Genomic DNA, 21,702 nt, shown 5'->3' with positions numbered 1-21,702 from the left:
ATCGTCTGTTTTTATGCCACAATACGCTATTGTTGAGTCATTTTGTGACCGGTGACGAAAAAAACGATATTCCCTGAATTACGGGGGGTGGAAACCCAATGTTTCAGCAGAAAAAGGACTGGGAAACACGAGAAAACGCATTTGCTGCTTTCTCCATGGGGCCGCTGACCGATTTCTGGCGCCAGCGTGAGGAAGATGAGTTTATGGGCGTCGGGGAAATCCCGGTACGCTTCGTTCGTTTCCGTGATGAAAAAAATGACCGGGTGATTGTGGTCTGCCCCGGGCGCATCGAAAGCTATATCAAATATGCCGAGCTGGCGTATGACCTGTTCCATCTGGGCTTTGATGTGTTAATTATCGACCATCGCGGGCAGGGGCTTTCCGGCCGGATGTTACCGGATACCCATCGCGGCCACGTGGATAACTTCAGCGATTACGTCGACGATCTGGCCGCGTTCTGGCAGCAGGAAGTGCAGCCCGGACCGTGGCGCAAGCGTTATATTCTTGCCCACTCCATGGGGGGCGCGATCTCGACGTTGTTTTTGCAGCGCCATAAGCACCAGTGCGACGCCATTGCGCTGACCGCGCCGATGTACGGCATTGTGATACGTTTTCCTGACTGGATGGTGCGCCATCTTCTCGACTGGGCTGAGGGCCATCAGCGCATTCGAGAAGGCTATGCCATCGGAACAGGACGCTGGCGGGCGTTACCGTTTGCCATCAACGTGTTAACCCACAGTCGGCAGCGTTATCGGCGCAACCTGCGTTTTTATGCCGATGAACCGCGTCTGCGGGTCGGCGGCCCCACCTGGCACTGGGTGCGGGAAGGTATTCATGCCGGTGAACAGGTGCTGGCAGGCGTAGGCGATGATGACACGCCGACGCTCCTGATCCAGGCGGAAGAAGAGCGTGTGGTGGATAACCGCATGCATGACCGCTATTGTGAACTTCGCGCCGCTGCGGGCCATCCCTGTGAAGGGGGTAAACCGCTGGTCATCAACGGTGCGTACCATGAGATCCTTTTTGAAAAGGACGCTATGCGCTCAGTCGCGCTCAACGCCATTGTTGAATTTTTCAACAGGCATAACTGATTATTGTTTTCCACCAGAGGTTGAAATCCCTATGTACCAGGTTGTTGCATCTGATTTAGATGGCACGCTGCTTTCCCCCGACCACACCCTGTCGCCTTATGCGAAAGAGACCCTAAAACTCCTGACTGCCCGTGGCGTGAACTTCGTGTTCGCCACTGGCCGCCACCACGTGGACGTGGGGCAGATCCGCGATAACCTGGAGATCAAGTCGTACATGATCACCTCTAACGGTGCGCGCGTACATGACACGGACGGCAACCTGATTTTTACCCATAATCTCGATCGTGACATCGCCACCGATTTGTTCGGCATTGTGCATAACAACCCGGATATCGTGACTAACGTTTACCGCGACGACGAGTGGTTTATGAACCGCCATCGCCCGGAAGAGATGCGCTTCTTCAAGGAAGCCGTATTCCAGTACTCACTGTACGAGCCGGGTCTGCTGGAGCCGGAAGGGATCAGTAAGGTGTTCTTCACCTGTGTAAATCATGAGGAGTTACTGCCGCTGGAGCAGGCGATCAACGCCCGCTGGGGCGACCGCGTGAACGTGAGCTTCTCCACGCTGACCTGTCTGGAAGTGATGGCGGGCGGGGTGTCCAAAGGTCACGCGCTGGAAGCGGTCGCGAAGCGTCTGGGCTTTGATCTGAAAGACTGTATCGCCTTTGGCGATGGCATGAACGATGCCGAGATGCTCTCCATGGCGGGTAAAGGCTGCATCATGCAGAACGCGCATCAGCGCCTGAAAGATCTGCACCCGGAGCTGGAAGTGATTGGCACGAACGCAGACAACGCGGTACCTAAGTATTTGCGCAAACTGTTCCTTGAATAATCTTCATTTGATTGTTTATTGTTCAGATGTCAACTAAAGAGTTCGCTACAATGCCTCTCCTTCTTTCTGAGAGACAAGCATTGTGGCGCTACTCATTATCACGACTATCCTGTGGGCCTTCTCCTTTAGTCTGATTGGCGAATACCTTGCCGGATCGGTCGACAGCTACTTTTCGGTGCTGATGCGCGTGGGGCTGGCGGCACTGGTGTTCCTGCCGTTCCTGCGTACCCGCGGGCAATCGCTAAAAACCATTCTGCTGTACATGCTGGTAGGCGCGATGCAGCTCGGCATCATGTACCTGTTCAGCTTCCGGGCCTACGTTTACCTGTCCGTCTCGGAATTTCTGCTCTTCACCGTGCTGACGCCGCTCTACATCACGCTGATTTATGACTTGCTCAGCAGGCGCCGTCTGCGCTGGGGATATCTGCTGAGCGCTGCGCTGGCAGTCATTGGCGCGGCGATTATTCGCTATGACAAGGTAAGCGATCACTTCTGGACCGGGCTGATGTTCGTCCAGCTCGCTAATATCAGCTTTGCCATCGGGATGGTGGGTTACAAACGCCTGATGGAGACCCGCCCGATGCCGCAGCATAACGCGTTTGCGTGGTTCTATATGGGCGCGGCGATTGTCGCGATTGCGGCATGGTTTATGCTCGGCAACCCGCAAAAGCTGCCGACCACCCCCGTGCAGTGGAGCGTTCTGGTCTGGCTGGGCGTGGTGGCCTCGGGGCTGGGCTATTTTATGTGGAACTACGGCGCGACGCAGGTAGACGCCGGAACGCTGGGGATCATGAACAACGTGCACGTGCCGGCAGGGCTACTGGTGAACCTCGCCATCTGGCAGGAGCAGCCGCACTGGCCGAGTTTCCTTATTGGGGGAACGGTGATCCTGGCTTCGCTGTGGGTACATCGCCGCTGGGTCGCTCCGCGCTCCGCACAAACGGAAGATGGTCGCACGCGTGGTTCCGCGCTGAGCGAATAAACGCTTCCGTAATTGGCTGACGTTGCTCGCCATCGCGCACGGCGGCGTACAGCCGGCTCCACAGTCCTTCACCCAGGGTTTTGGTAACCACCAGCCCCTGGCGTTCAACCGTCTCGACCACCCAGTGCGGCAGCGCCGCAATCCCCATTCTGGCCGCCACCATCTGAATTAACAGCAACGTGTTATCCACGCTTTTCAGCTGTGGGCTGATGCCCGCGGGTTGCAGGAAATGGCGCCAGATATCCAGACGACTGCGCTGTACCGGGTAAATCAGCAGCGTCTCCGTTGCCAGATCCTCCGGCGTGATGCGCGTTTTGGCGGCCAGCGGATGGTCCGGGGCCAGCACCAGACGCACCTCAAAATCAAACATTGGCGAATAGTGCAGACCGCTGCGTGGCAGAATATCTGAGGTCATCACCAGATCCAGCTCACCCTGCTGAAGCGACGGCTGCGGATCAAACGTGACGCCGGATTTGAAGTCCATCTCCACCTGCGGCCACTTCTGGCGGAAGTTCTCAAGCGCGGGGGTCAGCCACTGAATACAGCTGTGACACTCAATGGCGATGCGCAGGGTGGTCTGCTGCGGCTCGTTGCAGGACTGCAACGCGCTGGCAATCTGCGGCAGCACCTGGTTCGCCAGCTGAAGCAAAATTTCGCCCTGCGGCGTAAAGCGCAAAGGCTGGCTCTTACGCACAAAAAGACGAAAGCCGAGGCGTTGTTCCAGATCGCTGAACTGGTGAGAAAGGGCAGACTGAGTCTGGTGCAGCGTGGCCGCTGCCGCCGCAAGAGAACCGCAGTTCCGCAACGCTTGTAGCGTTTTCAGGTGTTTAATCTCGATCATGAAAGTCCTTCACTTCGGCATGAACATTTTGCGCTTGAGGAATATACAGTACCTGCCAATTATAGAAGTGTAAACATCTGGACGTCTAAATAACGAATTTCTACAAGGGGTATGCCATGACAATCCGCACTCACACTCTCGGTTTCCCTCGCGTTGGTCTGCGTCGCGAGCTGAAAAAAGCGCAAGAAAGCTACTGGGCGGGTAACGCCACCCGCAAAGAACTGCTGGCGGTGGGACGCGAGCTGCGCGCGCGTCACTGGGATCAGCAAAAACAGGCGGGCGTAGACCTGCTGCCGGTGGGCGATTTCGCCTGGTACGACCATGTTCTGACCACCAGCCTGCTGCTTGGCAACGTGCCGGCTCGTCATCAGAACAGCGATGGATCGGTGGATATCGATACCCTGTTCCGCATCGGCCGTGGCCGCGCGCCAACGGGTGAGCCAGCGGCAGCGGCGGAAATGACCAAGTGGTTTAACACTAACTATCACTATATGGTGCCGGAGTTCGTTAAGGGCCAGCAGTTCAAACTGACCTGGACCCAGCTTCTGGATGAAGTGGACGAAGCGCTGGCGCTGGGTCACCAGGTGAAACCCGTGCTGCTGGGGCCGGTCACCTACCTGTGGCTGGGCAAAGTGAAAGGTGAGCAGTTCGACCGCCTCAGCCTGCTGAACGATATTCTGCCGGTTTATAAGCAGGTGCTGATTGAGCTGGGTAAGCGCGGTATTCAGTGGGTGCAAATCGATGAACCGGCGCTGGTGCTTGAGCTGCCGCAGGCGTGGCTGGATGCCTTCAAACCGGCGTATGACGCGCTCACGGGCCAGGTGAAGCTGCTGCTGACTACCTATTTCGAGGGCGTAACGCCTAACCTCGACACCATTACTGCGCTGCCGGTTCAGGGTCTGCATGTTGATCTCGTTCACGGCAAAGACGATGTGGCAGAGTTGCACAAGCGTCTGCCTGCGGAGTGGCTGCTCTCTGCCGGTCTGGTGAATGGTCGTAACGTCTGGCGTGCCGATCTCACCGAGAAATATGCACAAATTAAGGACATTGTCGGTAAACGTGAATTGTGGATAGCCTCTTCCTGTTCCCTGCTGCACAGCCCGATCGACCTGAGCGTAGAGACCCGACTCGACCCTGAGGTGAAAAGCTGGTTTGCCTTTGCCCTGCAAAAGTGTGAGGAGCTGGCTCTGCTGCGCGACGCGTTGAACAGCGGCGACACGGCTGCGATTACCCACTGGAGCGCTCCGATCCAGGCGCGCCGTCACTCGACGCGCGTGCATAACCCGGCGGTGGAAAAACGTCTGGCGGCCATCACTGCCCGGGACAGCCAGCGCCAGAGCCCGTATGAAGTGCGCGCCGAAGCCCAGCGTGCGCGCTTTAACCTGCCCGCGTGGCCGACCACAACCATCGGCTCCTTCCCGCAGACTACCGAGATCCGCGGCCTGCGCCTGGACTTCAAAAAGGGCAATCTGGATGCGAATCACTACCGCACCGGCATTGCGGAACACATCAAACAGGCGATCGTCGAGCAGGAACGTCTGGGTCTGGACGTGCTGGTGCACGGCGAGGCCGAGCGTAACGATATGGTGGAATACTTCGGTGAACACCTGGACGGCTTTGTCTTTACCCAGAACGGCTGGGTGCAAAGCTACGGCTCCCGCTGCGTGAAGCCGCCGGTGGTGATCGGCGACGTCAGCCGCCCGGAAGCGATCACCGTGGAGTGGGCGAAGTATGCCCAGTCTCTGACCGACAAACCGGTAAAAGGCATGCTGACGGGGCCGGTGACCATTCTCTGCTGGTCGTTCCCGCGTGAAGATGTATCCCGGGAAACCATCGCCAAACAGATCGCCCTGGCGCTGCGTGATGAAGTGGCGGATCTGGAAGCGGCGGGGATTGGCATCATTCAGATCGACGAACCGGCGCTGCGTGAAGGGTTGCCGCTGCGTCGCAGCGACTGGGATGCTTACTTACAGTGGGGCGTGGAGGCTTTCCGCCTCAACGCGGCCGTCGCGAAGGACGACACGCAGATCCACACCCACATGTGTTACTGCGAATTTAACGACATCATGGACTCCATTGCCGCGCTCGACGCCGATGTGATCACCATCGAGACCTCGCGTTCAGACATGGAGCTGCTGGAGTCGTTCGAAGAGTTCGACTACCCGAACGAAATCGGGCCGGGCGTGTATGACATTCACTCCCCTAACGTGCCAAGCGTGGAGTGGATTGAATCGCTGCTGCAAAAAGCGGCCCAGCGCATCCCGGCGGAACGTCTGTGGGTAAACCCGGACTGCGGCCTGAAAACTCGCGGCTGGCCTGAAACCCGCGCGGCGCTGGCGAACATGGTGCAGGCGGCGCAGAATTTGCGTCAGGCGTAGTGGTGCTGGATTGCCCGGTTGGCGTAGCCGCCACCGGGCTTTTGGTATTACGCTTTCTTCCCGCCGTACTGGCTGAACCACGCCAGCATTCTCTGCCAGCCATCTTTCGCGGATTCCGCGTGATAGCTCGGACGATAATCGGCATTAAACGCGTGTCCCGCATCCGGGTACACCACGATTTCGGCCTTCGCGTTTGCCGCCCGCAGCGCGTGGCGCATGGTCTCGACGGTATCAAGCGGAATGCCGGTATCCTGACCGCCATACAGCCCTAGCACCGGGGCATTTAAATCGGTGGCGATATCAACCGGATGTTTCGGCGAGTTCAGCGTCTTTTCGCCCACCAGTTTGCCGTACCAGGCCACGGCCGCTTTCAATTGCGGATTGTGCGCGGCATACAGCCAGCTAATGCGTCCACCCCAGCAGAAGCCGGTCACCATCAGACGGTGCGGGTCGCCACCGTTGCGCGCCGCCCAGCTGGCAACGTGGTCGAGATCGGCCAGTACCTGCGCGTCCGGCACTTTGCTGACCAGGTTGCTGAACAGCGTCGGGATGTCGCTGTAATCATTCGGATCGCCCTGACGGAAATAGAGTTCCGGCGCAACGGCCAGGTAACCTTCCAGCGCCAGACGGCGGCAGAGGTCGCGAATATGTTCATGAACGCCAAATATTTCCTGCACCACGATCACGATGGGCAGCGGGCCATCGGCAGATTTTGGCCGCGCGTGGTACGCTGGCATGTTCTCTCCCTGGGAGGGAATGGAGGTCTCGCCTGCGGTAATGGCTTCTTCAGGGGTTGAGACGATGGTTGAAGCGTGCGGGGCCGCAGCAGGTGCAAAACCGGTTTTTTCAGTCATGGCATTCTCCGTACCAATGAATGGATTAGCGCAAAGATAAATATAGACACCAGGTTAACAACCCACAGTGCCTTATAGCGTCTATCTTTTGTGCAGCACCCGACGATATAACTTGTTAATGTGATGTGAATCACTATTTTATGGAAATTAACTGCAATCATTTTCATTCATGGTGAGGTGTGTCACGAAATAATGCACATTGCTTCTGTAAAGTACCGTTTTACTTCTTCTGACAAACCGACCCACAGAGGAGTCACCTATGTCTAAGTCTGATGTTTTTCATCTCGGCCTCACTAAAAACGATTTACAAGGGGCTACGCTTGCTATCGTCCCTGGCGATCCAGAGCGTGTGGAAAAGATCGCCGCGCTGATGGATAAGCCGGTTAAGCTGGCAGCGCATCGCGAATTCACCACCTGGCGCGCAGAGCTGGACGGTAAAGCGGTGATCGTGTGCTCTACCGGTATTGGTGGCCCGTCTACCTCTATCGCCGTTGAAGAGCTGGCGCAGCTGGGCATTCGTACTTTCCTGCGCATCGGCACCACAGGCGCCATTCAGCCGCACATCAACGTGGGCGACGTGCTGGTTACCACCGCATCCGTGCGTCTGGACGGGGCAAGCCTGCACTTTGCACCGATGGAATTCCCGGCAGTGGCTGATTTCGAATGCACCACCGCGCTGGTTGAAGCCGCGAAATCCGTGGGCGCCACCACCCACGTGGGCGTAACTGCCTCTTCCGATACCTTCTACCCGGGCCAGGAGCGTTACGACACCTTCTCTGGTCGCGTGGTGAGCCGTTTCAAAGGCTCCATGGAAGAGTGGCAGTCGATGGGCGTCATGAACTACGAAATGGAATCTGCGACGCTGCTGACCATGTGCGCGAGCCAGGGTCTGCGTGCCGGTATGGTGGCGGGCGTTATCGTCAACCGTACCCAACAGGAGATCCCGAACGCTGAAACCATGAAGCAGACTGAAAGCCATGCGGTGAAAATCGTGGTTGAAGCGGCGCGCCGCCTGATCTAATTCTCTCTTCAGTGCTAAAAGGCCGACATGCTCGGCCTTTTCTTTTTGCGTAACGCCTCGCAGGAAAACCCTTTCAAACTGGACGTTCATACAGCACAATTCTATTTTGTGCGGGTTAGACGTGGATGCAGGGGGCATTGTGGATATCTCAATCCTGGTTTATGCGGTAGTTGCGCTGGTGAGCGTGGGGATTGGCTGGCTCATTTCCGGCTACCAGCATGCGCAGCAGAAAGCCGAACAGCTGGCAGAGCGCGAAGAGATCGTCGCCGAACTCAGCGCAACGAAACAACAGCTTGCGCTGAGTGACCACTGGCGCGACGAGTGCGAACTGCTCAATAACGAACTGCGCAATCTGCGTGATATCAATACCTCGCTGGAGGCCGATCTCCGTGAAGTGACCACCCGTCTTGAGTCCACCCAACTGCACGCCGAAGACAAAATCCGTCAGATGATCAACAGCGAGCAGCGTCTTAGCGAGCAGTTTGAGAACCTCGCGAACCGCATTTTTGAGCACAGCAATCGCCGCGTGGATGAGCAGAACCGTCAGAGCCTGAACAGCCTGCTGACGCCCCTGCGTGAGCAGTTGGACGGCTTTCGACGTCAGGTACAGGACAGCTTTGGTCAGGAGGCCCGCGAGCGCCACACGCTGGCGCATGAAATTCGTAATCTCCAGCAGCTGAATGCGCAGATGGCGCAGGAGGCGGTTAACCTGACGCGCGCACTGAAAGGTGATAACAAAGCGCAGGGAAACTGGGGCGAAGTGGTCATGACGCGCGTGCTGGAGGCCTCTGGCCTGCGCGAAGGATACGAATACGAAACGCAGGTCAGCATTGAAAACGATGCGCGCTCGCGGATGCAGCCGGATGTCATTGTTCGTCTGCCACAGGGCAAAGATGTGGTTATCGACGCCAAAATGACGCTGGTGGCCTATGAGCGCTACTTCAACGCGGAAGATGACCACACCCGCGAAACAGCGTTGCAGGAGCACATCGCCTCCGTGCGTAACCATATCCGTCTGCTGGGCAGAAAAGATTATCAGCAGTTGCCGGGGCTGCGATCGCTGGATTATGTGCTGATGTTCATTCCGGTTGAGCCAGCCTTCCTGCTGGCGCTCGACAGACAGCCCGAACTGATCACCGAAGCGCTGAAAAATAACATTATGCTGGTCAGCCCCACCACGCTACTGGTGGCGTTACGTACCATTGCCAACCTGTGGCGCTATGAGCACCAAAGCCGTAACGCGCAGCAGATTGCCGATCGCGCCAGCAAGCTGTACGACAAAATGCGGCTGTTTGTGGACGATATGTCCTCGGTGGGGCAAAGCCTGGATCGCGCGCAGGATAACTACCGCCAGGCGATGAAAAAACTCTCCTCCGGGCGTGGCAATTTGCTGGCGCAGGCGGAGGCGTTTCGCAGCCTGGGGGTGGAAGTTAAACGCGAGATTAATCCGGAACTGGTGGAGCAGGCTACCGCTCAGGACGAAGAGTTTCGTCTGCGTGAAGGCGACGGTGAGCAAAATAGCCGCAATGAAGACAACGGTTTAGCGGCGAGTTTATCCCCCGAAGCGCAGCCGGCACGTTTCTTTCACGGTGGTTGAAACGTAGGGCAAATGCGCCCAATCTGTTACACTTCACGAACATTTGACTGATTAGCAGGCTCTGAGATGGTTGACGATTCACAAGACACAACGCACTTTGGCTTTCAGACTGTCGCCAAAGCGCAGAAAGCTGACATGGTGGCCCACGTATTTCATTCCGTGGCGGCGAAGTACGATGTGATGAATGATTTGATGTCATTCGGCATTCATCGCTTGTGGAAGCGCTTCACTATTGATTGCAGCGGCGTGCGCCGTGGACAAACGGTGCTGGATTTAGCCGGAGGCACAGGGGATCTGACCGCTAAATTCTCCCGTCTGGTTGGCGAAACCGGCCGCGTGGTGCTGGCGGATATCAACGACTCCATGCTGAAAATGGGACGCGAAAAGCTGCGTAACATCGGCGTGGTAGGCAACGTTGAATATGTTCAGGCCAACGCCGAAGCGCTGCCGTTCCCGGATAATACGTTCGACTGCATCACCATCTCTTTCGGTCTGCGTAACGTGACCGATAAAGATAAAGCGCTGCGCTCCATGTACCGCGTGCTGAAGCCGGGCGGCCGACTGCTGGTTCTCGAGTTTTCTAAACCGATTATCGACCCGCTGAGCAAAGCTTACGATGCCTATTCCTTCCACGTTTTGCCGCGCATCGGCGAGCTGGTGGCAAACGATGCAGAAAGTTACCGTTATCTGGCCGAATCCATCCGAATGCACCCGGATCAGGACACGCTGAAAGCGATGATGCAGGATGCCGAGTTTGAAAACGTGGAATACTTCAATATGACGGCGGGTGTCGTCGCGCTGCATCGTGGTTACAAGTTCTGAGTGGAGGTTTCCCGTGCCCATTAAACCCTTAGTCACCGCAGGCATCGAGAATGTACTGAATGCCTTTCTGTATCGCGCTCCGGCGCTGAAAACCGCACGTCAGCGGCTTAACGGAAAGGTGCTGCGCATCGTGTTAAAGGAGTTCTCGACGCCGCTTGTGCTGGTCTTCAGCGAACGTCAGCTTGACGTTCTGGGGGAGTGGGAAGGCGAAGCTGATTGCTCGGTAATTACGCACATGAGCGTCTTACCAAAACTGCGTGACCGTCAGCAGATGACGGCGCTTATTCGCAGCGGTGAGCTGGAGGTCGAAGGCGATATTCAGGTGGTACAGAACTTCGTTGCACTCAGCGATCAGGCTGAATTCGACCCGGCGGAACTGCTGGCGCCCTATATCGGCGACATCGCGGCTGAAGGGATAAGCAAAACGCTGCGCACGGGTTCCGCTTTCCTGCGTAAAGGTCTGCTCCGTCAACAGCGCTATGCTGCCGAGGTGCTGACCGAAGAGTGGCGTATGGCGCCGGGGCCTTTAGAAGTCGCCTGGTTTGCAGAAGAGACCGCGGCAGTTGAGCGCACAGTTGATGCGTTAACCAAACGGCTGGAAAAACTGGAGGGCAAATGACGCCTGGTGAAATTCGGCGCCTCTATTTTATCGTTCGCACCTTTTTGAGCTACGGGCTCGACGAGCTTATCCCCAGAATGCGTATCACTCTGCCGCTTCGGCTTTGGCGTCGCACGCTGTTCTGGATGCCGAATCGCCATAAGGATCAGGAGCTGGGCGCACGCCTGCGTCTTGCGTTGCAGGAGCTGGGACCGGTCTGGATCAAGTTTGGGCAGATGCTCTCAACACGTCGCGACCTTTTTCCACCGCAGATTGCCGATCAGCTCGCACTATTGCAGGATCGCGTCGCTCCGTTTGACGGAGAGAGAGCGAAGAAACAAATCGAAGAAGCGATGGGCAATATCCCCATCGAGACCTGGTTTGATGATTTCGATATTCAGCCTCTGGCCTCTGCCTCTATTGCGCAGGTTCATACTGCGCGCCTGAAGGAAAATGGCAAAGAGGTGGTCATTAAAGTGATTCGTCCGGATATCCTGCCGGTTATCAAAGCAGACATGAAGCTGATTTATCGCCTGGCTCGCTGGGTGCCGCGTCTGTTGCCGGATGGCCGCCGTCTGCGTCCGCTGGAAGTGGTACGGGAATACGAAAAAACGCTGATTGATGAGCTTAACCTGCTGCGTGAATCGGCGAACGCCATTCAGCTGCGTCGAAACTTTGAAGACAGCCCGATGCTGTATGTTCCTGAAGTCTATTCTGACTATTGCAGTCAGAACATGATGGTGATGGAACGTATCTACGGTATTCCGGTCTCGGACGTGACGGCGCTGGAAAAACAGGGCACCAACATGAAGTTGCTGGCCGAACGTGGCGTGCAGGTCTTCTTTACTCAGGTTTTCCGCGACAGCTTCTTCCATGCTGACATGCATCCGGGCAACATTTTTGTCAGCTATGAGCACCCGGAAGATCCTAAATACATCGGCATCGACTGCGGTATTGTCGGCTCGCTGAATAAAGAGGATAAGCGTTATCTCGCCGAGAACTTTATCGCTTTCTTCAATCGCGACTACCGTAAGGTGGCCGAGCTGCACGTGGATTCAGGCTGGGTTCCGCCAGATACCAACGTGGAAGAGTTTGAATTTGCGATCCGCACCGTCTGTGAGCCGATTTTTGAAAAGCCGCTCTCGGAGATCTCTTTCGGACACGTCCTGCTCAACCTGTTCAACACCGCACGCCGTTTCAATATGGAAGTGCAGCCACAATTAGTTTTACTTCAGAAAACATTACTTTACGTTGAGGGCGTAGGCCGCCAGCTCTATCCTCAGTTAGACTTGTGGAAAACCGCGAAACCGTTCCTCGAATCCTGGATTAAGGATCAGGTCGGTATTCCAGCCCTGGTTCGCTCGCTTAAAGAGAAAGGCCCGTTCTGGATTGAAAAAATGCCTGAAATTCCTGAACTGGTTTACGACAGTTTGCGTCAGAGCAAGAACCTTCAGCACAGCATGGATAAAATCGCGCACGAGCTTCAATCCAGTCGCGTGCGTCAGGGGCAGTCCCGCTATCTCTTCGGAATTGGCGCGACGCTGCTGATAAGCGGCACGTTGCTGTTGATCAATCGTCCGGACTGGGAAATGATGCCAGCCTGGATTATGGCTGCCGGTGTGGTTGTCTGGCTTGCTGGCTGGCGAAAAACGCGCTGAATTAGCGTCGCTATCGAGAGATTGCATACGTATAATGCGATCTGACTAATTAATCATCTATCACTGGGGAACACGCATGGGTGGTATCAGTATCTGGCAGTTAGTGATCATTGCCGTCATCGTTGTGCTGCTGTTTGGCACGAAAAAACTCGGATCGATTGGTTCCGACCTGGGCGCGTCAATCAAAGGCTTCAAGAAAGCCATGAGCGATGATGAGAATAAGCAGGAAAAAACCAGTCAGGATGCTGATTTTACCGCTAAATCCATCGCCGATAAGCAGGACGAAGCCAAAAAGGAAGAGGCTAAACGTCACGATAAAGAGCAGGTGTAATTCGTGTTCGACATTGGTTTTGGTGAGTTACTGCTGGTCTTTGTGATTGGTCTGATTGTGTTGGGGCCGCAGCGTTTACCCGTTGCGGTGAAAACCGTCGTGGGCTGGGTGCGGGCACTTCGCTCGCTGGCAACTACCGTGCAGAACGAGCTGGCGCAGGAGCTGAAGCTTCAGGAATTTCAGGACAGCCTGAAAAAGGTTGAAAAGGCGAGCATGGATAACCTGACGCCGGAGCTGAAAGCATCAATGGATGAGTTACGCGAAGCGGCTGAATCCATGAAGCGCTCTTACAGCATTAACGATCCTGAGAAGGCGAGCGATGAAGCAAACACCATCCACAATCCGGTGGTGAAGGGTAGCGAAGAGCAGCGCGAGGGTGTAACGCCTTCCAGCGCGGAGCATCAGGCTGCTTCGCCAGAGCAATCGCCGCAGGAGCCCGAAGTGAAAAAGCAGGTGCCGCCGGAAGAGCCCGTGGTCAAAACGGCTGAGGTAAAACCCGCCGCGCCCGTTTCCGAATCATCCCCCTCGTCGAGTGATAAAGCGTAAACATGGCAGTAGATGATACTCAACCGCTGATTGCGCACCTCATTGAGCTGCGTAAGCGCCTGTTAAACTGCATTATTGCGGTTTTCCTCATTTTTTTATGTCTGGTCTATTTTGCCAACGATATCTATCAGGTGGTTTCCGCACCGCTGATTAAACAGATGCCGCTGGGCGCGACGATGATTGCAACGGACGTTGCTTCGCCGTTCTTTACCCCGATCAAGCTGACCTTCTGGGTGTCGTTGATTGCCTCTGCGCCGGTCATTTTGTATCAGGTCTGGGCATTTGTGGCGCCCGCGCTGTACAAGCATGAACGCAAGCTGGTTATTCCGCTGCTGGTGTCCAGTTCGCTGCTGTTTTATATCGGCATGGCGTTCGCCTACTTCGTTGTCTTCCCGCTGGCCTTCGGCTTCCTGACGCATACCGCGCCGGAAGGGGTGCAAGTGTCGACGGACATCGCCAGCTACCTCAGCTTCGTGATGGCGCTGTTTATGGCCTTTGGTGTCGCCTTCGAGGTGCCCGTAGCGATTGTCCTGCTCTGCTGGGTAGGGGTGACCACGCCTGACGATCTGCGTAAGAAGCGCCCGTACATCCTGGTGGGGGCATTTGTTGTAGGTATGCTGTTAACGCCACCGGACGTCTTCTCGCAAACCTTACTGGCGATACCGATGTACTGCCTGTTTGAAGTCGGCGTATTCTTCGCTCGTTTCTACGTCGGAAAGGGGCGTACCCGGGACGAAGAAGACGAGCCGTCTGAAGAGACCACGAAAGAATAAAACCAACCGCCCGTCAGGGCGGTTGTCATATGGGGATACGTATGTTTGATATCGGGCTTAACCTCACTAGCTCCCAGTTTGCGAAAGACCACGATGAGGTGGTGGCGCGCGCCTTTGCCGCCGGCGTGGGTGGGCTGCTACTGACGGGAACGAATCTGCATGAGAGTGAGCAGGCACGGCAGATGGCGCAACGCTATCAACACTGCTGGTCCACCGCAGGCGTGCATCCTCATGACAGCAGCCAGTGGACGCATGAAAGCGCTGAGGCGCTTCATCGTCTGGCACAAACGCCAGAAGTGGTTGCCATTGGCGAATGCGGGCTTGATTTCAACCGTAACTTCTCGACGCCTGAAGAGCAGGAGAAGGCATTTACCGCCCAGCTTGCGCTGGCAGCAGAGCTGGAGATGCCGGTGTTTATGCACTGTCGCGATGCGCATGAACGTTTTCTGGCGCTGCTGGAACCCTGGCTGGAGAAGCTGCCCGGTGCGGTGTTGCACTGCTTTACGGGCTCCCGTCAGGAAGCGCTGGATTGCCTGAACCGCGGGCTTTATTTGGGTATCACGGGCTGGGTCTGCGATGAGCGTCGTGGGCTGGAACTGCGTGAGCTGTTACCCGTTATCCCGGCCGATCGTTTGCTGCTGGAAACGGATGCGCCGTATCTGTTGCCCCGTGATATGCAGCCCAAACCGCCATCACGACGTAATGAACCGGCCTACCTGGGGCATATTGCTGAGCGAGTGGCGCACTGGCGGGGAGAAGATGCGCAGTGGCTGGCAGCACAAACCGATCATAACGTGCGTCGTCTGTTCGGCGTGCAGTTCTAAACTTTGCGGAAATCGGTGTTTTTCACGCTCTGCAACACCTCTTTGTTCAGCAGGTTGAGCAGCAGCATGGAGCGCGCTTCACCGTCCGGCTCAGCGAAGATGGCCTGTAAGCCTTCAAAGGCGCCTTCGGTGATCACCACGCTGTCGCCAGCATAAGGGGTTTCCGGATCGGTAATATCTTCAGGCTGCTGGTAGACAGAAAGCTGATGAATAACCGATGACGGTACTCTTGCCGGATGGGCGCCAAAACGCACAAAATGGCTGACGCCGCGTGTGGCACTGATCGTCGTGGTGTGGATCACTTCGGGGTCGAATTCGACGAACAGGTAATTCGGGAACAGAGGCTCACTGACGGTCGTGCGTCTTCCACGCTGCATTTTTTCAAGCGTGATCACGGGTGTCAGGCAGTTCACAGACTGACGTTCAAGATGTTCCTGCGCGCGCTGAAGTTGCCCGCGTTTGCAATACAGTAAATACCAGGCCTGCATAATCACTCTTCCCATTGTTCGGGGCGCAAGCATACCAAAACCCTGGCGGGATCGCTAAGGTGATTATAATGGCGAAAAAGAGAGTAAGTCGTGGAAGTTCACGCTAATTTAACAAAATTACAGCATCACGCGGTCTTACGCCGTATAATGAAGCGCTTACAGAGAGGCCATGATTAACTGCATGAAATACCACGATCTACGCGACTTCCTGGCGCTGCTGGAAAAGCAGGGCGAACTCAAACGCATTACGCTTCCTGTTGATCCGTATCTGGAAATGACAGAAATCGCTGACCGCACCCTGCGCGCGGGCGGCCCGGCGTTGCTGTTTGAAAACCCAAAAGGCTACACCATGCCGGTGCTGTGCAACCTGTTTGGCACACCTCGCCGCGTGGCGCTGGGGATGGGGCAGGAAGATGTCACGGCGTTACGTGAAGTGGGCAAACTGCTGGCCTTTCTGAAAGAGCCGGAGCCGCCAAAAGGGTTCCGCGACCTGTTCGACAAACTGCCGCAGTTTAAGCAGGTGTTGAATATGCCCACCAAACGCCTGCGCGGTGCGCCGTGCCAGCAAAAAGTGCTGGAAGGCGATGCGGTGGATCTGACCAAAATTCCCATCATGCAGTGCTGGCCTGAAGATGCCGCACCGCTGATCACCTGGGGCCTCACCGTGACGCGTGGGCCGCATAAAGAGCGTCAAAACCTCGGCATTTACCGCCAGCAGCTGATTGGCAAAAATAAGCTCATCATGCGCTGGTTGTCCCATCGCGGCGGGGCGCTGGATTTCCAGGAGTGGTGCGCGGCCCATCCGGGCGAACGCTTCCCGGTTTCCGTCGCGCTGGGTGCCGATCCGGCAACCATCCTGGGCGCGGTGACGCCTGTTCCTGATACGCTGTCTGAATATGCCTTTGCAGGACTGCTGCGCGGCACCAAAACCGAAGTGGTGAAGTGCATCTCCAATGACCTGGAAGTACCGGCCAGCGCAGAGATTGTGCTGGAAGGTTACATTGAACAGGGCGAGCTGGCACCCGAAGGGCCGTACGGCGACCACACCGGCTATTACAACGAAGTGGATAACTTTCCGGTGTTCACCGTCACCCACATTACCCAGCGTGAAGATGCCATCTATCACTCCACCTATACCGGCCGTCCACCCGACGAACCGGCGGTACTGGGCGTGGCGCTGAACGAAGTGTTCGTGCCGATCCTGCAAAAGCAGTTCCCGGAAATCGTTGATTTTTATCTGCCGCCGGAAGGGTGTTCGTATCGCCTGGCGGTGGTGACGATGAAGAAGCAGTATGCCGGTCACGCTAAGCGCGTGATGATGGGCGTATGGTCTTTCCTGCGCCAGTTTATGTATACCAAGTTTGTGATTGTCTGCGATGATGACGTCAATGCCCGCGACTGGAATGACGTTATCTGGGCCATCACCACGCGTATGGATCCGGCGCGTGATACGGTGTTAGTGGAAAACACGCCGATTGATTACCTGGATTTTGCCTCGCCGGTTTCCGGACTTGGCTCAAAAATGGGACTGGATGCCACGAACAAATGGCCTGGCGAAACCGACCGTGAATGGGGTCGCCCGATCGAAAAAGATCCTGCCGTGACCGCGCGAATTGACGCGATCTGGGACGAGCTGGCCATAATGAATAACGGTAAGGCAGAATAAGACCGTTTAGCCCTATAGACTTCCCGACAGAGAGAGCGAATGACAACCTTAAGCTGTAAAGTGACGTCGGTAGATGCTATTACCGACACCGTATATCGCGTCCGTTTGGTTCCTGAAGCGGCATTCTCATTCCGTGCCGGTCAGTACCTGATGGTCGTGATGGACGAGCGTGATAAGCGTCCTTTCTCTATGGCCTCAACGCCAGCAGAGAAGGAATTTATTGAGCTGCATATTGGTGCGTCTGAGCTTAACCTGTACGCGATGGCCGTGATGGACCGCATCCTGAAAGAGCGTGAAATCGTGGTCGATATTCCTCATGGCGAGGCCTGGCTGCGTGAAGACGAAGACCGTCCGCTGATCCTGATTGCCGGTGGCACGGGCTTCTCCTATGTCCGCTCTATTCTGCTGACGGCGCTGGCGCGTAATCCAAATCGCGATATCACCATCTACTGGGGCGGCCGTGAAGAGAAGCACCTTTACGATCTGTCTGAGCTGGAGGCGCTGAGCGTAAATCATCCAAACCTGCGCATTGAGCCGGTTGTCGAGCAGCCGGAAGAGGGCTGGCGCGGGCGCAGCGGTACGGTGCTGACTGCGGTATTGCAGGATCACGGGACGCTGGCCGGGCACGATATCTACATTGCCGGTCGCTTTGAAATGGCAAAAATTGCCCGCGACCTGTTCTGCAACGAGCGTGACGCGCGGGAAGATCGTCTGTTTGGCGATGCGTTTGCGTTTATCTGATTGAGAGACCCGCTTCGGCGGGTTTTTTATGCTCGGGCAATAGCCTGGTGAAAATTTAACCTTGAAATGGGCGGCGCATTGCCGTTATTCTTGTTCCCGTTAAATTTCGCCCTCAGGAGCGCCCCCCAAAAATGAACAAACACGACTGATGAATTTCGATCCTTGCTCAACGCATCGCGTCGGCAGGGGATGTTTTGATTTCATTCAGGAGTGCTTATGGCTCATTTTGCGCAGTCCCCCTCTTTTATTTTGCATCAGGTCACCTGTCAGTTTGCGACGGGCGATATCCTTTTTGGTCCACTGAATCTTTCTCTGGATGCGTCAGTGTGCGCGCTGGTTGGCCGCAACGGCAGCGGTAAAACACGCCTTCTCCGGTTGCTGGCAGGAGTTGATGAACCCGCCAGCGGTCATATTGAACGCTTTGGTACACACGTCTACGTGGCGCAGCAGCAGGATATTTCTGCGGATACCACGCTTGCCGAACTGCTTGGTTACGACGCGATCTTTGCGGCGCGCACGCGCATCGACAGCGGTCATTATGAACCCGACGATCTCGACACGCTCGACGGTTATTGGGATCTGGCTGAACGGCTGAGCCAGGCTTTTATCGCTGCAAAACTTCCCCCTTTTGACCCGAGTAAACGCGCGGCAGAGTTGAGCGGTGGCGAGCGCATTCGTGCCTTGCTGTGCAGCGCATTCACCGCGGATGCTGACTACCTGCTGCTGGACGAACCGACCAACCACCTCGACAGGCAAGGCCGCAAGTGGTTCTACGAGCAGCTTTCCAGGTATCAGGGCGGGGTGCTGGTGGCCTCTCACGACCGTGAGTTGCTGGCCCAGGTACCGCGAATCCTTGAACTGAGCGCGTTGGGCTTGCGCAGCTACGGTGGGAATTATGCTGACTATCGAACCCAGCGTGATGCTGAACAGCTGGCTGCCCGCGCCGCGCTGGAGCATGCTGCCACCGAGCGCAAGCGTACCCGCGCCCGTATGCATAAAGAGCATGACGACAGCCTGCGGCGTTCAGCCAAAACGCTTCGCACGGTCGACAGCCTTAACATCGCCTCGTTTGAACGGGTCAAATACAAAGGGGCGGCGAAAGAGCGTATTGGTTCCTGGAAAAAACAGCATAGCGATCAAAACCATGCTTTGAACGCTGCGGTCAACCAGGCACGCGAGCGGGTTGAAGAGGATAATGCGGTGATGTTTACCCTGCCGGGCAGTGAAATCCCGGAAGGGAAACAGGTGCTGGTGCTGGAAGAACTGGTGCTTCCGCACGTGCCTGTCCCACCGATAAACTGGCGAATGGATGGCCCGATGCGCGTGGCGCTACGCGGGCCGAACGGCTGTGGAAAATCCACGCTGTTGAAAGTGATGTTGGGCGAAACCGCCCCTGTTACGGGAACCTGTAAGGTCTCTGTCAGATGTGCTTATCTCGATCAGCATCTTTCCCGGCTGGATCTGTCGCAGTCGGTGATGACACACCTTAGCCTGGGCAATACGCCGCTCGAAGAGGGGGCGCTGCGTACCCGTTTAGCGCAGCTTCAGCTGGGCGCGGAGAAAGTGACACTTCCACTGGCCGAACTGAGTGGCGGCGAGCGCCTGAAGGCCGCGCTGGCCTGCGTATTGTGGCGTGAAGCGGCAACGCAGCTGTTGCTTCTGGATGAGCCGACCAACCACCTCGATCTGGCCTCTGTTCAGGCCATTGAAGCGGCCTTAGCCGATTACCCCGGCGCGCTGCTGGTGGTGTCGCACGATGAAGCTTTTCTGGCAGGGCTGAAGCTGACGCATGAACTGGTGTGGGAAGAGACGGGATGGCGATGTGAAAGCCTGTAAACACAAGCCCCCGCAAGGGCGGGGGCAAACAAACTTTATCAGGCTAACTGCTTGCGAAGGTCAGGGTTTGCCTGGATCAGGCGCATCAGCTTTAGCTCGGCTGGGGTAGGTTTTTCACGTTTTGACTCCCACTCCAGCACCATTGCTACGCTGACACCCATTGCTCTTGCGAATTCATCTGTTTTCAGGCCCGATCCTTTGCGTAAACGCTCAAATTCACTAAAAGGATTGGACTTTTGATTCAGGGTAACCGTCGGCGGTACATCTTTAAAAATAATCTGTTCCAGGCTGCTCAGCAGCTCAAACTCAGGATCTTTTAATTCCATTGAGAACTCCTCATAAATCACACATCGGGATCATGAACATCAGAGAGCCTGTTAAGAATAGTCCCTAAACCAGACACAGGATCGTCACGGCTGTGATTAATTGTGCGATAACGATCGCTTTACACGTTTCAGCTATATGGATAGTTATGCTAATTACCTGATTAGTCATATGTAGGGATTCACAGGTATTTTTTTGTAAATAGTCAGTACAAAAACGGGAATACCCGTTTTGCATGAAAACTCTATCTTGCAAGGCTGACCTGGACTATCCTTGTCAGCGTTGGGCACGCGTGTGCCGGTGTGCGCTTTTTGGGTGAAAGGAGTAATAAAATGGCGACAGGAAAGTCCTGCTCTCGCTGGTTTGCGCCTATTGCGGCGTTATTGATGGTTGTTAGCCTGAGTGGGTGTTTCGATAAAGAAGGCGATCAGCGCAAAGCGTTTATCGATTTTCTACAGAATACAGTGATGCGTAGCGGCGAGCGTTTACCAACGCTGACTGCGGATCAGAAAAAACAGTTTGGTCCATTCGTGTCGGATTACGCCATTCTGTATGGCTATTCTCAGCAGGTAAGCCAGGCGATGGATTCCGGTATTCGCCCGGTAGTGGATAGCGTGAATGCCATCCGTGTTCCACAGGATTATATGACCCAGCGCGAACCGCTACGCCAGTCAAATGGCGCGCTTGGGGTACTGAGCCAGCAGCTGCAAAATGCCAAAATGCAGGCTGATGCGTCGCGTTCCGCGTTGAAGCAGGGCGAGGATCTTAAACCGGTCTATGACCAGGTGTATGAGAAAGTCGTGACCAAGCCGTCAAACGCTTTGCAACCGCTGATCCCGGCGGCGCAGGTCTTTACTCAGCAGTTGGTCCAGGTGGGTGACTTTATTAGTGAACAAGGTACGCAGGTGAGCTTTGTCTCTAACGGTATCCAGTTCCCGACCTCCCAGCAGGCGAGCCAGTATAACGCGCTGATCGGTCCGCTCGCGTCCCAGCATCAGGCCTTTAGCCAGGCCTGGAGCGCAGCGGTCGCTGCTACGGAATAAGAAAAACCCCCGCTTCGGCGGGGTTTTTTTATGCTTGATGAAAATAACGCTTGTCATTCATCTACCACATCGGTATAACTATGTTCGTCGGTTTGTTACACAGACCTAAAGCAGTTTAGTAAAGCAGTCCAGATTGTTATCCATAGATACCCTTCGTAGTGACCCTTCCTTCATCGCTTAAAAATCTGTAACGCAATCCATCAAGCCGGAAGGCACAATATATTTGTTAATAAGGTAATTTCTATGTCTGCTAAAATGACTGGTCTGGTAAAATGGTTCAACGCTGATAAAGGTTTCGGCTTCATCACTCCTGACGATGGCTCTAAAGACGTGTTCGTACACTTCTCTGCTATCCAGAACGATGGCTACAAATCTCTGGATGAAGGTCAGAAAGTTTCCTTCACCATCGAAAGCGGCGCTAAAGGCCCAGCAGCTGGTAACGTTGTAAGCCTGTAA

Annotated in this window: 22 protein-coding genes; 18 read left to right on the top strand and 4 right to left on the bottom strand. The window is 55.6% G+C overall.

Annotation, left to right across the window (positions count from 1 at the left end; all coding sequences use genetic code 11):
* Positions 1–98 precede the first annotated feature (98 nt).
* From pldB to CU081_RS02595, 3 genes are all read left to right on the top strand, one after another.
* Positions 99–1,091, top strand: a complete 993-nt coding sequence (gene pldB, locus CU081_RS02605) for a lysophospholipase L2 (protein WP_015570002.1) — start codon at positions 99–101, stop codon at positions 1,089–1,091.
* Between the two features lie 31 nt (positions 1,092–1,122).
* Complete coding sequence (yigL, locus tag CU081_RS02600) at positions 1,123–1,923, top strand: sugar/pyridoxal phosphate phosphatase YigL (protein ID WP_003860797.1); 801 nt, start codon at positions 1,123–1,125, stop codon at positions 1,921–1,923.
* A gap of 82 nt (positions 1,924–2,005) precedes the next feature.
* The gene (locus CU081_RS02595) at positions 2,006–2,905 is read left to right on the top strand and encodes a carboxylate/amino acid/amine transporter (protein ID WP_003860795.1); all 900 of its coding nucleotides are present in this window, start codon (positions 2,006–2,008) and stop codon (positions 2,903–2,905) included.
* Here the strand turns inward: CU081_RS02595 and metR are convergent.
* Positions 2,793–3,746, bottom strand: a complete 954-nt coding sequence (gene metR / locus CU081_RS02590) for an HTH-type transcriptional regulator MetR (RefSeq protein WP_015570000.1) — start codon at positions 3,744–3,746, stop codon at positions 2,793–2,795. The two genes, CU081_RS02595 and metR, sit on opposite strands and share 113 nt — an antisense overlap.
* Before the next feature lie 116 nt (positions 3,747–3,862).
* On the opposite strand from metR, the gene metE reads away from it, so the two are divergent.
* Positions 3,863–6,124, top strand: coding sequence for a 5-methyltetrahydropteroyltriglutamate--homocysteine S-methyltransferase (metE, locus tag CU081_RS02585; RefSeq protein WP_022650177.1), 2,262 nt, complete (start codon positions 3,863–3,865; stop codon positions 6,122–6,124).
* Positions 6,125–6,171: 47 nt separating this feature from the next.
* Here the strand turns inward: metE and CU081_RS02580 are convergent, their stop codons facing one another.
* On the bottom strand, positions 6,172–6,978 hold the full coding sequence (locus CU081_RS02580; RefSeq protein ID WP_003860793.1) for a dienelactone hydrolase family protein: 807 nt from the start codon (positions 6,976–6,978) through the stop codon (positions 6,172–6,174).
* Between the two features lie 259 nt (positions 6,979–7,237).
* Here CU081_RS02580 and udp point away from each other — a divergent pair, with 259 nt between their 5' ends.
* The 9 genes from udp (at position 7,238) to tatD (ending at position 15,148) form a co-directional block, all read left to right on the top strand.
* Positions 7,238–7,999 (top strand): uridine phosphorylase, encoded by a 762-nt coding sequence (udp, locus tag CU081_RS02575; RefSeq protein ID WP_003860792.1) that lies wholly within the window; start codon positions 7,238–7,240, stop codon positions 7,997–7,999.
* Between the two features lie 139 nt (positions 8,000–8,138).
* Positions 8,139–9,596: a DNA recombination protein RmuC gene (gene rmuC, locus CU081_RS02570; protein WP_022650178.1), complete on the top strand. Its 1,458-nt coding sequence runs from the start codon at positions 8,139–8,141 to the stop codon at positions 9,594–9,596.
* A gap of 66 nt (positions 9,597–9,662) precedes the next feature.
* On the top strand, positions 9,663–10,418 hold the full coding sequence (gene ubiE / locus CU081_RS02565; RefSeq protein WP_003860790.1) for a bifunctional demethylmenaquinone methyltransferase/2-methoxy-6-polyprenyl-1,4-benzoquinol methylase UbiE: 756 nt from the start codon (positions 9,663–9,665) through the stop codon (positions 10,416–10,418).
* A gap of 13 nt (positions 10,419–10,431) precedes the next feature.
* A complete protein-coding gene (gene ubiJ, locus CU081_RS02560) occupies positions 10,432–11,037 on the top strand; it encodes a ubiquinone biosynthesis protein UbiJ (RefSeq protein WP_022650179.1) in 606 nt (201 codons plus the stop codon).
* Positions 11,034–12,674: a ubiquinone biosynthesis regulatory protein kinase UbiB gene (gene ubiB, locus CU081_RS02555; RefSeq protein ID WP_022650180.1), complete on the top strand. Its 1,641-nt coding sequence runs from the start codon at positions 11,034–11,036 to the stop codon at positions 12,672–12,674. Before ubiJ ends, ubiB begins: the two co-directional genes overlap by 4 nt.
* A 76-nt stretch (positions 12,675–12,750) precedes the next feature.
* Positions 12,751–13,005: a Sec-independent protein translocase subunit TatA gene (gene tatA / locus CU081_RS02550; protein ID WP_003860787.1), complete on the top strand. Its 255-nt coding sequence runs from the start codon at positions 12,751–12,753 to the stop codon at positions 13,003–13,005.
* 3 nt (positions 13,006–13,008) lie between these two features.
* A complete protein-coding gene (tatB, locus tag CU081_RS02545) occupies positions 13,009–13,551 on the top strand; it encodes a Sec-independent protein translocase protein TatB (protein WP_003860783.1) in 543 nt (180 codons plus the stop codon).
* Positions 13,552–13,553: 2 nt separating this feature from the next.
* A complete protein-coding gene (gene tatC, locus CU081_RS02540; protein ID WP_022650181.1) occupies positions 13,554–14,324 on the top strand; it encodes a Sec-independent protein translocase subunit TatC in 771 nt (256 codons plus the stop codon).
* Positions 14,325–14,365: 41 nt separating this feature from the next.
* Entirely contained in the window at positions 14,366–15,148 is a 783-nt protein-coding gene (gene tatD, locus CU081_RS02535) for a 3'-5' ssDNA/RNA exonuclease TatD (protein ID WP_022650182.1), read from the top strand.
* Here tatD and rfaH read toward each other — a convergent pair.
* Positions 15,145–15,636 (bottom strand): transcription/translation regulatory transformer protein RfaH, encoded by a 492-nt coding sequence (rfaH, locus tag CU081_RS02530; RefSeq protein ID WP_003860779.1) that lies wholly within the window; start codon positions 15,634–15,636, stop codon positions 15,145–15,147. The two genes, tatD and rfaH, sit on opposite strands and share 4 nt — an antisense overlap.
* A gap of 169 nt (positions 15,637–15,805) precedes the next feature.
* On the opposite strand from rfaH, the gene ubiD reads away from it, so the two are divergent.
* The 3 genes from ubiD to CU081_RS02515 all read left to right on the top strand — a co-directional run bounded on the left by ubiD (position 15,806) and on the right by CU081_RS02515 (position 19,879).
* On the top strand, positions 15,806–17,302 hold the full coding sequence (gene ubiD, locus CU081_RS02525) for a 4-hydroxy-3-polyprenylbenzoate decarboxylase (protein WP_022650184.1): 1,497 nt from the start codon (positions 15,806–15,808) through the stop codon (positions 17,300–17,302).
* Positions 17,303–17,341: 39 nt separating this feature from the next.
* Positions 17,342–18,043 (top strand): NAD(P)H-flavin reductase, encoded by a 702-nt coding sequence (gene fre, locus CU081_RS02520; RefSeq protein ID WP_003860778.1) that lies wholly within the window; start codon positions 17,342–17,344, stop codon positions 18,041–18,043.
* 216 nt (positions 18,044–18,259) lie between these two features.
* Positions 18,260–19,879: an ABC-F family ATP-binding cassette domain-containing protein gene (locus tag CU081_RS02515; RefSeq protein WP_022650185.1), complete on the top strand. Its 1,620-nt coding sequence runs from the start codon at positions 18,260–18,262 to the stop codon at positions 19,877–19,879.
* Positions 19,880–19,917: 38 nt separating this feature from the next.
* Here the strand turns inward: CU081_RS02515 and CU081_RS02510 are convergent, their stop codons facing one another.
* A complete protein-coding gene (locus tag CU081_RS02510) occupies positions 19,918–20,205 on the bottom strand; it encodes an HTH-type transcriptional regulator (RefSeq protein WP_003860776.1) in 288 nt (95 codons plus the stop codon).
* 330 nt (positions 20,206–20,535) lie between these two features.
* Between CU081_RS02510 and CU081_RS02505 the strand changes: the two genes are divergently transcribed.
* Together CU081_RS02505 and cspE are read left to right on the top strand one after the other, a co-directional pair.
* Positions 20,536–21,246: a DUF3053 domain-containing protein gene (locus CU081_RS02505; protein WP_017383576.1), complete on the top strand. Its 711-nt coding sequence runs from the start codon at positions 20,536–20,538 to the stop codon at positions 21,244–21,246.
* 243 nt (positions 21,247–21,489) lie between these two features.
* Positions 21,490–21,702: a transcription antiterminator/RNA stability regulator CspE gene (gene cspE / locus CU081_RS02500; protein WP_003860775.1), complete on the top strand. Its 213-nt coding sequence runs from the start codon at positions 21,490–21,492 to the stop codon at positions 21,700–21,702.

The organism is Enterobacter sp. CRENT-193 (assembly GCF_002787395.1).
GTDB lineage: Bacteria > Pseudomonadota > Gammaproteobacteria > Enterobacterales > Enterobacteriaceae > Enterobacter > Enterobacter hormaechei_C.
Note: the sequence above shows the minus strand (reverse complement) of the source record. Positions and strands in the feature narration are given on the sequence as shown.

What these genes read in the sequence shown, in the direction of transcription:
- pldB (WP_015570002.1), top strand. Translation starts at nt 99, where the DNA reads ATGTTTCAGCAGAAAAAGGACTGGGAAACACGAGAAAACGCATTTGCT.
- yigL (WP_003860797.1), top strand. Translation starts at nt 1,123, where the DNA reads ATGTACCAGGTTGTTGCATCTGATTTAGATGGCACGCTGCTTTCCCCC.
- metR (WP_015570000.1), bottom strand. Translation starts at nt 3,746, where the DNA reads ATGATCGAGATTAAACACCTGAAAACGCTACAAGCGTTGCGGAACTGC.
- metE (WP_022650177.1), top strand. Translation starts at nt 3,863, where the DNA reads ATGACAATCCGCACTCACACTCTCGGTTTCCCTCGCGTTGGTCTGCGT.
- CU081_RS02580 (WP_003860793.1), bottom strand. Translation starts at nt 6,978, where the DNA reads ATGACTGAAAAAACCGGTTTTGCACCTGCTGCGGCCCCGCACGCTTCA.
- udp (WP_003860792.1), top strand. Translation starts at nt 7,238, where the DNA reads ATGTCTAAGTCTGATGTTTTTCATCTCGGCCTCACTAAAAACGATTTA.
- ubiE (WP_003860790.1), top strand. Translation starts at nt 9,663, where the DNA reads ATGGTTGACGATTCACAAGACACAACGCACTTTGGCTTTCAGACTGTC.
- ubiB (WP_022650180.1), top strand. Translation starts at nt 11,034, where the DNA reads ATGACGCCTGGTGAAATTCGGCGCCTCTATTTTATCGTTCGCACCTTT.
- tatA (WP_003860787.1), top strand. Translation starts at nt 12,751, where the DNA reads ATGGGTGGTATCAGTATCTGGCAGTTAGTGATCATTGCCGTCATCGTT.
- tatC (WP_022650181.1), top strand. Translation starts at nt 13,554, where the DNA reads ATGGCAGTAGATGATACTCAACCGCTGATTGCGCACCTCATTGAGCTG.
- tatD (WP_022650182.1), top strand. Translation starts at nt 14,366, where the DNA reads ATGTTTGATATCGGGCTTAACCTCACTAGCTCCCAGTTTGCGAAAGAC.
- rfaH (WP_003860779.1), bottom strand. Translation starts at nt 15,636, where the DNA reads ATGCAGGCCTGGTATTTACTGTATTGCAAACGCGGGCAACTTCAGCGC.
- ubiD (WP_022650184.1), top strand. Translation starts at nt 15,806, where the DNA reads ATGATTAACTGCATGAAATACCACGATCTACGCGACTTCCTGGCGCTG.
- fre (WP_003860778.1), top strand. Translation starts at nt 17,342, where the DNA reads ATGACAACCTTAAGCTGTAAAGTGACGTCGGTAGATGCTATTACCGAC.
- CU081_RS02515 (WP_022650185.1), top strand. Translation starts at nt 18,260, where the DNA reads ATGGCTCATTTTGCGCAGTCCCCCTCTTTTATTTTGCATCAGGTCACC.
- CU081_RS02510 (WP_003860776.1), bottom strand. Translation starts at nt 20,205, where the DNA reads ATGGAATTAAAAGATCCTGAGTTTGAGCTGCTGAGCAGCCTGGAACAG.
- CU081_RS02505 (WP_017383576.1), top strand. Translation starts at nt 20,536, where the DNA reads ATGGCGACAGGAAAGTCCTGCTCTCGCTGGTTTGCGCCTATTGCGGCG.
- cspE (WP_003860775.1), top strand. Translation starts at nt 21,490, where the DNA reads ATGTCTGCTAAAATGACTGGTCTGGTAAAATGGTTCAACGCTGATAAA.